Raw genomic sequence first — 12,258 nt, 5'->3', positions numbered from 1 at the left:
GGCATGAACAACCGCATCAAGGTGATCAAGCGCACGGCCTACGGATACCGGGACAACGACTACTTCTTCCTAAAGATCAAAGCCGCGTTTCCCGGTAAAGTGCGATGAACCTTTTTATTGCCGGCACTCAACAGGGAACAATAACAAACCCAATGCATATCTCCGCCCTCTACCACTTCCCGGTCAAATCCCTGCAGGGCCACCGCTGCGAATCCCTGACCCTGGACCGCTTCGGCGCCGCCGGCGACCGCCGCTGGATGCTGGTGGACGAAAGAGACCAGTTCGTCACCCAGCGGCGCCTGCGCGCCATGGCGAGGCTGAAAGCCACCAATATCGACGGCGGCGTGCGCATCGAAAGCGATGGCGGCGAGCGGATAGAGGTGGCACAGCCGGAGGACTCCGCCGAACTGCGCCGGGTCACCGTCTGGGGCGACACCGTCAGCGCCCGCGACGCAGGAGACGCGGCCGCCGCCTGGCTGAGTGAGCAGTTGCAAACTCCGCTGCGCCTGGTGGCCATCGGGGAGGAGTTCCACCGGCCGCTGAAGGCGCCGCGAGCGGATCGCCAGGTGGGCTTCGCCGACGGCGCGCCGCTGCTGCTGATCGGCCAGGCCTCCCTGGACGACCTCAACGCGCGCCTGGAACAGCCGGTCTCCATGCTGCGCTTCCGCCCCAACCTGGTGGTCGGCGGCGCAGCGCCCTTCGCCGAGGACGGCTGGAAAAGAGTCCGCATCCACACGGCCACGGGCCCGCTGGAGCTGGAGAACACCCACCGTTGCGCCCGCTGCGCGATACCGGGGCTGGACCCCTTTACCGGCAAGGCCGGCAGGGAACCGCTGCACACCCTGGCGAAATACCGGCGCGGGGAAGACGGGCAGATCTATTTCGGCGTGAACCTGGCGCCACACAGCGCCGACCCGGCGGGCGCGGTTATCCGGCTCGGCGACCGGGTGGAAGTGGAGTAAACGGAGGCTAGGGAAGCTCGGTAACCGATCTCTTCGCCACAGGCCCCAGTGCTGCGTTGAAAAAGCTTGAATTAACCGCTTTTTCGCCTTGCCCTGGTGCCTGTGGCTGTGAGCTTTAGTTGCCGAATTTACCGCCTGGACCACTAACGGCGCGCCTGCAGCAGAATATTGCGCGGCGTCAGCTGCCGCTCGCAGAATTCCCCGACCCGCACCTCGGCCCCCCGCTCCAGCAGGTACAGGGCCCTGTCCAACACCAGCCAGAGCTCCAGGGGCCGGCGGAACAGATGGGTGACCAGCTCCATGCGCCGCACCCGGCGCAGCCGCTCGCGCCCCCGGGCCAGCCAGGCGCACTCGTCCAGCTTACCGGGCAGTTCCAGCCCCTTGCGCCCCGCGGCCCAGCGGGCGAAATCGCCAAAACTGCCCGAGAGCAGGCTCTTCTTCACATTGGGCAGCGGCAGATAGCAGTCCTCGCCGCGCAGTTCGCGCTGCAGTTCATCGAAGGCCAGCCGCCAGTGCAGCTCCGTCTGGCGCAGGCGGCGCACGCCGGCGCCGGCGGTAACGGTTTCCTGCAACGGCAGATGTAAATCCGCTTTCGACAGACACACCCGCGCGGCCGCACCGGCCCGGGAAAGTGGCGCGAAATCCTCGCCCCGAATCAGGTGATAGCAACAGGGGGACAGGCTCAGCCTACCGCCGCGGTTTCGCACCCAGTGGCGCATCAGCTCGACGTGCAGATCGCCGCAGGCGTGCAGCGCCACCGCGTCCTCCCCGGGCCTGACCCAGGCGCCCGCTTCGGGGGCAAACGCATCGCAGTGCACGAAACGCATATCCGCGCCACTGCGCGCCGCGAGATTCTCGCCCTCGCGGCAGAGGCGCTGCTGCCACTCCAGGCTTGTGACCGGCCCCCCCCCCGCAGGTGGCCAGCAGGCGCCCCAGGTGCCCCTTGCCGGCGCACCACTCCAACAGGGGCGCCCGCGACTGCGGCAGGCAGCCGGCAAAGGCGAGAATCTGCCGCCATTTGCGCCCGGGCACGCCGTAGCCCAGCCGGGCATCAAAAGCGAGGTCGCGGGATTCGAAGCGCGGCAGCCGCACCAGCGCCTGCAGCCGCCGGCCATCCGGTATCCAGGGGGACAGCCACTCGGCCGCGGCGGTGATATCCCCCTCGAGGCGATCGACATCGGCGTCACTCAGCGATTCCAGCGCGGCGCAGAGTTGCGGATGGCTGTGTCGCCAATAGAAATCGCGGTGGTGGAAGGGCCTGAGCTGCCACCAGTGGCGGTTGGCGGCCAGTACCCGGTCCAGCGCCCGAAACCACTGCGGAAGGCTATCCCGCTGAAACGACCCGACTTCTTGCTCCATCCGCGGAAACCGAACTGCACTCATCTCGACTTGCGTGAAGCGGGCATTCTATAGTCATTGCCAGAATCGGGAGAAGCAGAGGGAGCCCCCCATGAGCATCAGCCGTTACTGTGCAGAACTGCTCGAAGCGGCCGGCCGCTACCACGTGCGCTACGGCGACCGCCTCGCCAACCACCTGCCGATGGTGCTGATCGCACTGGACAAGATGGGCGCCGGCCACGAACAGATGCGCCGCGCCTTCGAGCGCTCGGTTCCCCACCTGGAGAGGCCACAACTGCTGCCCCCGGACCCGAAGGTGTCCATCGCGGACTGCCGCAACCGCGAGGAGCTCTTCCCCAGCGCGCTGCGCTACTACGAGCTGCAGATCCGACAGCACGGCATCGGCGGGTGCCTCAGGCGCGAACTGCCGCCGCTGCTGCCGGCCATCGCCGCCGCCGCCTTCCACCCGCTGATCCGCACCGCCTACGGCATAGACGCCCAACACCAGCAGGAAGTCGCCTATGGCCTCGCCTACTGGAACCTCGAATACCACCGGCTGCCGACCAGCGAGAAACTGACCGATGCGCACGCTTCCGAGATACTGCCGCAACTGGCCGAACGATTCCCACTGATTTCCCTCGCGCCCGGCAATATCGCCGACCATATGCAGTCGGTGACGCAGCAGCGCGGCTGGATGGATACGCCGATTCAGCCGGAGCAGTTGGGGCTTGCGGATATAGCGCGGGTCGCCATCGACGCCTATAGAGGCACGAGGGACTTTACCCTGCTGCACGGGGTGACAGGCTGCCACGCGCTGCGGCTGATACTGCCTTTTTGCCCGGAACCAGAAACCGCACTGCGCCATTTCTGGAGCGGTTTGGCGGTTGCCTATCTGAGTACAGGCCCGAAAAATATCGTCGCCGCCCCGGATGAAAATGGGACCCCGGCGGCCTGGAATGCAATCAAGAGGAATGCCTGCAATAGCGATGACGATCACGTGATCAAACTGACATACAGCTGCTCCGAGGAGTGCAGCTTTTACCACTGGCCGGATTATCAGCGCACGGCCGCCGAACTCTTCAACAACTGAATCCGGGAGAAAATAGTCATGGCCCTGACACCTTCCAGCATGGTTCCCCTCGGCAGCCCGATGCCGAGCTTTTCACTGCCGGATCCGGCCGGCAACCTGCACAACAGCGACGACCTTCCGGAACAGCCGATCCTCGTCGCCTTTATCTGCAACCACTGCCCCTACGTAAAACACATAGCCGCCGCCTTCGCGGAATTCGCTCAAGAGTACAAAGAGGCGGGCCTGACCATCGTCGCAATCAACAGCAACGACTTCGGCAAATATCCCGAGGACAGCCCGGAAAAGATGCAGGAGGAGATAGCCGCGCGGGGCTATGTGTTCCCCTATCTGGTGGACGAGAGCCAGGCGGTGGCGCGGGCCTTCGGTGCGGCCTGTACGCCGGATTTCTTTTTGTACGACGGAAACCGCAGGCTGGTCTACCGGGGGCAGTTCGACGGCAGCCGGCCGGGCAACGGCGAGCCGGTGAACGGGCGCGATCTGCGCGCGGCGGTGGATGCGGTCTTGGCGGGGGAGCAGCCCGGCGGGGAGCAGATGCCCTCGATCGGGTGCAATATCAAGTGGAAGTGAGGCGGGCTCAGCGCCCGCCGTTCACCAGAGGGATTACTTGCGCAGAAACTCCACCATCCACTTGGCCACGGTATTCTCGTGGATATCATTCTGCAGCGAGGCCTTGCCCTTCTCCACCAGCTCCTCGCCGAAAGCCTCCTTGCGCAGTTCCATCAGGCTCTTGGAATAGGGTTTGGTGAACTCCGGGTGGGCCTGGAAGGTCAGCATGTGGTCGTCCACCTGCACCATGGCCATGGGGCAGAAGTCGCTCCCGGCCAGCACCTTGGCGCCCGGCGGCAGCTCCTCCACCTGGTCCTGGTGGCTGACCAGCAGGCTGAACTGCTGCAGCGGCTCGGACATCCACGCCGGAGTCTCCTGCAGTTCGTAGCTGTGCACGCCGATACCCCAGCCCTTGTCGGATTTGCGCGTCTTGCCACCCAGAGCCTGGGCGATCAGTTGGTGGCCGAAACAGATGCCGATAGTGGGTTTCCTGGCATCGTGCAGCTTGCGCACGAAGTCCATCAGCGGCGGGATCCACTCTTTGTCCTCATAGACGCCGGTTTTGCTGCCGGTAATCAGATAGGCGTCCACCTCGTCGATATCCGCCGGGTAGTGGCCGCGCTGCACCTCGTAGGTGGTGAATTCCAGCTCCGGGTCCTGGCTGCGCAGCAATTCGGCAAACATCTCCGGGTACTCGCCAAATTCGCCGACCAGCTCCTTGCGCACGTCGTCGGTTTTCAAAACACCAATTTTCATTATCTCACCGCTGGGTTGACTGCTATCGGTTGTCGGTTGGGAGTGCGGATTATGGCATATTCGCGCGGCCGAGTTGGCCCGGGGAAATCCCGCCCGCTGGCGCGGCTTGCAACCGGGCGGCGTCGCGAAACTGAACCCGAGTCTAAACTGACTATTGGAAGCCCCTCGCAGTTCAAGGAGCGATCTCAGATGAAAGCCTTCAACCTCCTCGCCGCGGCCCTGGCGCTTGCGCTCGGCGCCGGCCAGGCGCTGGCCGACTACGACCAAGGCAGTGTGATAGTGCGTATCGGCGCCGGCTGGGCGGATCCGGATGACGATTCCAACTGGCTGAGACTGGACGGCACCCAGCTGCCGGGCACGCGCGTCTATGCGGACACCGGCGAGAGCGCCACGTTTACCGGTACCTGGCTGTTTGCCGACCACTGGGGTATCGGCCTGATGGCCGCGATTCCGTTCGAGCACGACCTGGAGGTGACCGGCCTGCCCAACCCGGCCGGCAGCCCGCCGCTCGGGCGCATCCGGCTGGGCGATTTCGAGCAGCTGCCGCCGACCGTGACGGTCCAGTGGTTCCCGGTGTGCACCGACTCCTGGGTGCAGCCCTATGTGGGCCTGGGCGTCAACTACACCACCTTTATGGACGAGAATGTCAGCCGCGCGGCCAACGAATACTTCACGATGGTGCTCGGTGCGGTGGGCGATGCGGATCTGGATATGGACGACTCCTGGGGGCTGGCCGGCGAGCTGGGCGTGGATATAGCCCTGGGCCGCAACAGCCAGTGGCTGGTCAACGCCGCCGTCTGGTACCTGGATATCGACAGCGACACCCGAATCCGCTTCCCCACCCTGACCGGCACCGGCGTCATCAAGACGGAGGTGGATATAGATCCCTGGGTCTATTCGGTCGGTATAGGCTACCGCTTCTAGGGCCTCCGATACATTGATCCCGCCAGCCGCTGTGCCGCAGCGGCTCCCCCTACTGCCGCCGCTGTCCGCCGCGGCATTCAATCCAACCTGACTTTTGTGTATGATCCCCGGTTTTAGCGCATTTTTTAGCCAAATAATCGGCAGCGGCACCGCGGATATCCGGCGCCCCGAGACGAGATGACCGAGGAGACACAATGACCACAACCACATCCTCCAGCGAGCGGCAGGCCGACGCCGCCAACAGCCGCACGGCCTTTACCCGCTTCCTCGACACGGTGGAGTGGCTGGGCAACCTGTTGCCGCACCCGATCACCCTGTTCGCGCTCTTCGCGGTGGGCGTCGTTGTTATCAGCGGCATCGCCTCCTATTTCGGCCTGTCGGTGGCGGACCCGCGCCCGCTGGGCGCCGCCGGCCGCGACCCGGACGGCGTGATCGAGGTGTTCAACCTGTTCAGCGGCGATGGCCTGCGCCTGATAGTCACCAGCCTGGTGACCAACTTCACCAGCTTCGCACCGCTCGGCACCGTGCTGGTGGCGGTGCTCGGCGTCAGTGTCGCCGAGCACTCGGGACTGCTCTCGGCCGCGGTGCGCGGCCTGGTGATGCAGGCCTCGAAGCGCACCGTGACGGTGATCGTGGTCTTCGCCGGCATCCTGTCCAACACCGCGTCGGAGCTGGGCTATGTGGTGCTGATTCCGCTGGCGGCGATGATCTTCCACTCCCTCGGCCGCCACCCGCTGGCGGGCCTGGCGGCGGCCTTCGCCGGCGTCTCCGGCGGCTACAGCGCCAACCTGCTGATCGGCACCGTGGACCCGCTCTTGTCCGGTATCACCGAATCCGCCGCGCACATCATCGATCCAACCTACACCGTGGGCCCGGAGGTGAACTGGTTCTTTATGATCGCCAGCACCTTCCTGATCACCATCGTCGGCAGCTGGGTGACCATCGCGATCGTGGAGCCGAAACTGGGCAAATACGACCCGAGCGAGGCCTCCGTCGACCTGTCCCAGGACAAGATGGGCGCGCTGACCGCCGACGAGAAGCGCGGCCTGAAGTTCGCCGGCCTGGCGGTGCTCGGGGTCTGCGCGCTGCTGGCGCTGTCGATCGTTCCCGAGTGGGGTGTACTGCGCAACCAGGCCACCGGCGGCGTGGCCGGCTCGCCCTTCCTGAAGGGCGTTGTGGTCATGATCCTGGTGTTCTTCGCGATTCCCGGCTTCGTCTACGGCCGCGTGACCGGCACCATGCGCAACGACCGCGACGTGATCGATGCGATGTCGAAGAGCATGGGCACCATGGGCATGTACATAGTGCTGGTGTTCTTCGCCGCGCAGTTCGTGGCCTTCTTCAAGGTCACCAACCTGGGCACCATCTTCGCGGTGCTGGGCGCCGACGCGCTGCAGAGTATCGGCCTGACCGGCCCGCTGCTGTTCCTGTTCTTTATCATGATGTGCGGCTTCGTGAACCTGATGCTGGGCAGCGCCTCGGCCCAGTGGGCGGTGACCGCCCCCATCTTCGTGCCGATGCTGATGCTGCTCGGCTACGCGCCGGAAGTGATCCAGGCCGCCTACCGCATCGGCGACTCGGTGACCAATATCATTACGCCGATGATGAGCTACTTCGGGTTGATCGTGTCCTTCGCCACCCGCTACAAGAAGGATCTGGGCATGGGTACGCTGATCGCGACCATGATCCCCTACTCGATCTTCTTCTTCGTGTTCTGGACCGCGCTCTTCTTTATCTGGGTGTTCGCGCTGGGGCTGCCGGTGGGACCGGGGGCCGCGACCTACTACAGCGGCTGATCGACGGCGCCCGCGCCCTCGCGGCGCGGGCGCCCGTCAGACCGGGTTCAGCTGCGAGCACACTTGCTGAAACCGCAATTGTCCTGCCGCACCGGCACCTCCCCCCTCCGCCATGGCGCTCCAGCCACTGCCCCTATTCCGCCTGCAGACGCGCCTGCCCAGCCCGACTAGTGGCAGAACCCAGAGGCATGTGCCAACCGGCTGTAGGGCCGCAAGCATATCAGCCCCCAAGACTCGACGCGCCGAGAAAAACTTTTTTAACCCCCGCCGAGAACAGAAACCATTTAACGCGAAATCGTTATTCTTTGGGAAAAATAAATTAAAAAAAGATATTTTCGGAACCAGATTTTTAATCTGAATGAAATTCGAGGAATTTAATTTTACAACCCTTGCATTTCCGGCGGCGGCCCGCGCAACGACTGTCGCCAATTGCCAATAATTTGTCCGCCACTAACGGGTAATATGCACGAAAACGATTACCTTATAACTGAATTTCAATAATCTGCTCCGGCACGGCCACCCGCCGAATGGGGAAAGCGGCGGATACAGGCGGTCCCAGCCGGGCGCGGGAGTTCGCGACAACAACCACCAATAAATACAAAGCCCGGCGGGGATCCGCACATGGTGCGGCCCCCGGCGAAGCTCAGCTTGCCCCAGTACTTCCGGGGCGCATTGGGGACTCACAAGACAATGACTCAGCTGATCAAAACCGCTTCACTGACGGGGTTTTATGAACTGGTGACTCGGCTCGGCGGAGATCCGGACGCGCTGCTGCGCCAGTTCAACATCGACGCGGAAAAAGTAAGGAGCCTCGAAGGTGTTCTGCCATTCGGCGCCGCCGTGAAGGTCGTTGAGGCGGCGGCCGAACAGCTGGACTGCCCGGATTTCGGTCTGCGCCTGGCGCGACAACAGGACCTCACGATCCTGGGGCCACTGGCGGCGCTGGCCCTGAACGCACCGACCGTGGGGGATGCGCTGAGGGCCACGATCAATTGCCTGCACTACTACACCGGGGGCCTGAAGGTCGCGTTGCGGGCCGACAGGCCGGCGGGGCGCCACTATCTGTCCATCGAAACCAGCGAGGGACGGCCCCTGCCGAGCCAGAACCGGGAGCTGGCCCTGGGCTTCGCGCACAGGGCCCTGAGGGTGCTCTGCGGCGAGGACTTCCGCCCCCAGGCGGTGCTACTGCAAGGCGACGAGCCGCTGCACGACGCCTACTACGCTTTTTTCGGCGCGCCTGTACATTTCGCCCAGGACTTGGACGCACTGGTGCTCAGCGCCGAGCAGCTGGAACACAGGATCGCGCACAACGACACGCGGCTGCACCAGTTCCTGAACGAATATATCGGCGAGGCTTTACGGGAGCAGCCGATGGATCTGAAAAACCAGGTGGAGCAGCTGATCTTCCGCCTGATGCCGATCCAGCGCTGCAGCCTGCAGGAAGTGGCCAACCAGCTCGGTCTGCACAAGCGCACATTGCAGCGCCGCCTCAGTGATCAGTCCATTGTCTTCGAGGCGTTGCTGGACAGAATTCGCCGCGAGCACACAAAGAAATACCTGTTGGAGCCGGAAATGCCGATGACCCAGGTCGCGGCCCTGCTCGGCTACCGGGAGCAGAGTTCCTTCAATCGCGCCTGCCAGCGCTGGTTTGGCATGACGCCGCTGAAGATGCGCAGACAGCTGCAAAGCAAAGCGGCTGCGGCCGCCGCAAACCCGCTGGAGGGCACTTTCGAACCGTGAAGCGGCGGGCGCCGCCTACCACTCGATTCCCTTGCGCGCCGCGATACCATCGCTGAAGGCGTGCTTGTGCGCGCGCATTTCCGTGACGGTATCGGCGATGTCCTTCAGATACTGTTTGGCGCCGCGGCCGGTGACAATAACCGTCTGCGAGCGCGGGCGCTGCCGTATCGCGTCGAGCACTTCCCGTTTGTCGAGCCAGTGGTAGTTCAGCGCATAGGTGAGTTCGTCGAGCACGACCAGGTAGACCCTGTCGTCGCGCAGCGCCGCCAGCGCCTTGTCCCAGAGTGCGCGCGCGGCGGCCTTGTCGGCCTCGAAATCCTGGGTTTCCCAGGTGAAGTCGGTGCCCATTTCGTGCCACTGAAGCGGATACTGCTCCGGCGGCAGTTGCGTCAGCAGATTCTTCTCCCCGCACTCCCAGGCCCCCTTGATAAACTGCGCCACCACCACACGGTAGCCGTAGCCCAGCGCGCGGGCGACGGTGCCCACGGCGGCGGTGGTCTTGCCCTTGCCGTCGCCGGTGTAGAGGATCACTATGCCGCGCTCTTCGAGGGCCCTGGCCACGCCGGCGTCGACGATTTTCTTGCGCGCCTGCATGCGCTTCCTGTGGCGTTCGGCTTTTTCTTCCGGGGTGGTCATGGGAAGAGACAATTTCTGGAATATAAAGAAATATTGTAGATACACTGGGCAGGCAAATACACCGTGCCAGCGGATGCCCGTAGGAGCGGCCGTTGGCCGCTCCTGCAAAGGGCAGAGACTGCGGATTACAGGGTCAGCTGTACACCCGCATAGACGGCCGCGCCGGCGGTGTAGTAACCGGCCACTTCGCGGTAGTCCTCGTCCAGCACATTTTCGCCGCGCAGCGTCAGACGCACCTTCTCCGTCAGGCGATAGGCGGCGTTCAGATCCAGCTTGCCGTAGTCGTCCAGCAGTGCACCGCTCACGTCGAGGCGGTCTTCCACCCGCTGCCAGTTGCCGTTCAGCGTCAGCCTGTCGCCGAGCAGGCGGTAGCTGAGCCCGAGGTTGTAAACCCGCTGTGGCACCTGCCGGCGCTGTTCGCCCTGCGGGTCGATGGAATCCAGCCAGGTGCCGTTCAGGTACCAGTCGACCCGCTCGCCGATACCGCCGGCCAGGGACAGTTCCACGCCCTCGGACCGGCTGTCGCCGTCATCCTGGCGGTAGGCGCCCCAGTTGCCCAGTGCAAAGTCGTAGACGATCGCATCGGTAATTTCCTGATCGAAATAGGTCACTTCCATCTGCAGCAGCTGCGCCAGCTGATATTCCAGGCCCAGCTCGTAGCCGCGGCTGGTTTCGGGACCAACGGCCTCGACTCCCTGGGACAGGTTGTGACTGATCTCGTAGGGACTGGGGGCGCGATAGCCGGTACCGAAACTCGCGCGGTATTTCAGCTGCTGCTCGTCGCCCAGCAACACCGGATAGGCCACGGACGCGCGGAAGCTGTTGTGGTCTTCAGTTTCCAGACTGTCGCGGCGATAGCCGAGCGTATAGAAAACCTTTTCCGCCACCTCCCCGCGCCACTCGGCGAACAGACCCAGGCTGTCGATATCCTGTTCGCTGAAGGCGCTGCTGAACTCCTGCTGTTCGTACTCCGCACCCCACAGCAGCTGGCCGCCGGCCACAGCGCTGTTGCCGGTATAGCTCAGCTCGGCGATGGCGCCGTCCACTGCGAAGGTGCTCTGTCCGACGGCGATACTGTCGCGCTCGATTTCCTGGCGCGCAACGGCCAGCCGGTGGCCGGCGGAGTCCCGCCGGAAGTGGCCGGCCAGGCGGTAGCTGGTCTGGGCGAACTGATCCAGGCAGTCGTCCGTCGGCGCAAAACCGGCGTCGTAGCAGCCGTCGAACTCGGACTCCGCGTCCGTGTGGCGCAGCTGGCCTTCGACGGACAGGTTTTCGCTGAACTGGTAGCCGAGGCGCGCGCGGCCGCTCAGATTGTCGTAGCCGTCGTCCTCGCCGCCGAGGTCGCTCTCGCGGCTGTTGAATCCGTCGCTGGAGAGATTGGAAAGGCTCAGGTCGTAACTCCAGCCGTCGCGGCTGCCACCCAGGTTCGCGCTGGCTTTCTGTGTGCCGTAGCGGCCTGTCTCGGCACTCAGCTGCGCCCGCAGAGGCGCGCCGGCTCTCTTGCTGATGATATTGATCACACCGCCGGCGCCGGCGCCGTACATCATGCCCTGGGGGCCGCGCAGCACCTCGATGCGCTCGATATCCGCGGCCTGCAGATGCTGGAACTGGGTGCCCACCTGCGGCGCGGCCGGATCGGCGATATTCACCCCGTCCAGCAGCACCAGCGTGCGGTAGTTGCGCTCACCGCGCACAAACACCGAACTGACCTTGCCCGCACCGCCGCTGTTACTGACGGATACGCCCGGCAGCGTGCGGATCACATCCAGCAGGCTGTCGTAACCCAGGCGCTCGATATCCGCTTCCGTCAGCACGGACACGGACACCCCCACCTCTCTCCTGGGCATCTCGATGCGGCTGGCGGTGACGGTGATCTGCTCCAAACTACTGGCTGAAGGCTCCTTATTGTTATTGGCTGAAGGCTCCTCGGCGGCAGACAGCAGCGGCTGGCCGGCGGCGAGGACGGCCGCGGCAATAAGCGTTTTTTTCATGGTGGTTCCCCAATCTCGAAGATGTTTACGGATTGAGGGAGGGTGAGTGCAATCAGTGCGCACAACGGGTGGGGCACACAGACCAGACAAAGCCCTCCGCTTTATCCTGCGATTGCTCTGGGCCGGTATCGGGCTTGTCATTGCAGTTGACTTACCGTTGCGGGGGCAGCGCCGGATTCTGTTTTGAGAAAACATCACCGGACTTCCCGTTTACCCCAGCCAAGTGCAATAGCACTGCTGGGCACCCAGGGCGGGCGGCAGTATAGCAGCGCTTAGTGACGAGTGGTTAGTAACCGGAATTGCCTGTAGGAGCCTGCTTGCAGGCGAATGGCCGCGAAGCACTGTTCTTTTCGCCTGCAAGCAGGCTCCTACAGGCGGAGGTCGGTTGGACGGCGAATCCGATGCGAAGGCGACGGAGCTCCGGAACCAAGCCCACCCGGGCGAACACAGGGCTCGCCCCTGCACGAGTGAAAAAAGCG

At 64.0% G+C, this 12,258-nt stretch carries 11 protein-coding genes and 1 riboswitch; of the genes, 7 read left to right on the top strand and 4 right to left on the bottom strand.

What is annotated here, in order from left to right; all coding sequences use genetic code 11:
- Both ACXAF3_RS13915 and ACXAF3_RS13910 read left to right on the top strand, forming a co-directional pair.
- A partial coding sequence (locus ACXAF3_RS13915) for a transposase (protein ID WP_475112918.1) occupies positions 1-108 on the top strand: 108 nt, incomplete at its 5' end.
- A gap of 44 nt (positions 109-152) precedes the next feature.
- On the top strand, positions 153-962 hold the full coding sequence (locus tag ACXAF3_RS13910) for an MOSC domain-containing protein (protein WP_475112917.1): 810 nt from the start codon (positions 153-155) through the stop codon (positions 960-962).
- Between the two features lie 143 nt (positions 963-1,105).
- Here ACXAF3_RS13910 and ACXAF3_RS13905 read toward each other — a convergent pair whose 3' ends face one another.
- Complete coding sequence (locus ACXAF3_RS13905; protein WP_475112916.1) at positions 1,106-2,014, bottom strand: methyltransferase; 909 nt, start codon at positions 2,012-2,014, stop codon at positions 1,106-1,108.
- Between the two features lie 398 nt (positions 2,015-2,412).
- Here ACXAF3_RS13905 and ACXAF3_RS13900 point away from each other — a divergent pair, with 398 nt between their 5' ends.
- Together ACXAF3_RS13900 and ACXAF3_RS13895 are read left to right on the top strand one after the other, a co-directional pair.
- Positions 2,413-3,390, top strand: coding sequence for a questin oxidase family protein (locus tag ACXAF3_RS13900; protein ID WP_475112915.1), 978 nt, complete (start codon positions 2,413-2,415; stop codon positions 3,388-3,390).
- An 18-nt stretch (positions 3,391-3,408) separates the two neighbouring features.
- Entirely contained in the window at positions 3,409-3,957 is a 549-nt protein-coding gene (locus ACXAF3_RS13895) for a thioredoxin family protein (protein WP_475112914.1), read from the top strand.
- Positions 3,958-3,990: 33 nt separating this feature from the next.
- Here the strand turns inward: ACXAF3_RS13895 and ACXAF3_RS13890 are convergent, their stop codons facing one another.
- Positions 3,991-4,692, bottom strand: coding sequence for a glutamine amidotransferase-related protein (locus tag ACXAF3_RS13890; RefSeq protein ID WP_475112913.1), 702 nt, complete (start codon positions 4,690-4,692; stop codon positions 3,991-3,993).
- Between the two features lie 189 nt (positions 4,693-4,881).
- Here ACXAF3_RS13890 and ACXAF3_RS13885 point away from each other — a divergent pair, with 189 nt between their 5' ends.
- The 3 genes from ACXAF3_RS13885 to ACXAF3_RS13875 all read left to right on the top strand — a co-directional run bounded on the left by ACXAF3_RS13885 (position 4,882) and on the right by ACXAF3_RS13875 (position 9,152).
- Positions 4,882-5,616: an OmpW/AlkL family protein gene (locus ACXAF3_RS13885; RefSeq protein ID WP_475112912.1), complete on the top strand. Its 735-nt coding sequence runs from the start codon at positions 4,882-4,884 to the stop codon at positions 5,614-5,616.
- A gap of 194 nt (positions 5,617-5,810) precedes the next feature.
- Positions 5,811-7,412: an AbgT family transporter gene (locus ACXAF3_RS13880; protein WP_475112911.1), complete on the top strand. Its 1,602-nt coding sequence runs from the start codon at positions 5,811-5,813 to the stop codon at positions 7,410-7,412.
- Between the two features lie 690 nt (positions 7,413-8,102).
- Positions 8,103-9,152, top strand: coding sequence for an AraC family transcriptional regulator (locus tag ACXAF3_RS13875; RefSeq protein WP_475112910.1), 1,050 nt, complete (start codon positions 8,103-8,105; stop codon positions 9,150-9,152).
- Positions 9,153-9,167: 15 nt separating this feature from the next.
- On the opposite strand, the gene cobO is transcribed toward ACXAF3_RS13875, so the two are convergent.
- The gene (gene cobO, locus ACXAF3_RS13870; protein ID WP_475112909.1) at positions 9,168-9,788 is read right to left on the bottom strand and encodes a cob(I)yrinic acid a,c-diamide adenosyltransferase; all 621 of its coding nucleotides are present in this window, start codon (positions 9,786-9,788) and stop codon (positions 9,168-9,170) included.
- A 125-nt stretch (positions 9,789-9,913) separates the two neighbouring features.
- Entirely contained in the window at positions 9,914-11,779 is a 1,866-nt protein-coding gene (locus tag ACXAF3_RS13865) for a TonB-dependent receptor plug domain-containing protein (RefSeq protein WP_475112908.1), read from the bottom strand.
- A gap of 103 nt (positions 11,780-11,882) precedes the next feature.
- A riboswitch (cobalamin riboswitch) is annotated at positions 11,883-12,043 on the bottom strand.
- Positions 12,044-12,258: the final 215 nt, after the last annotated feature.

This window comes from Microbulbifer sp. ABF4_143 (genome assembly GCF_056160225.1).
This window is presented reverse-complemented; position numbering and strand designations above follow the sequence as displayed.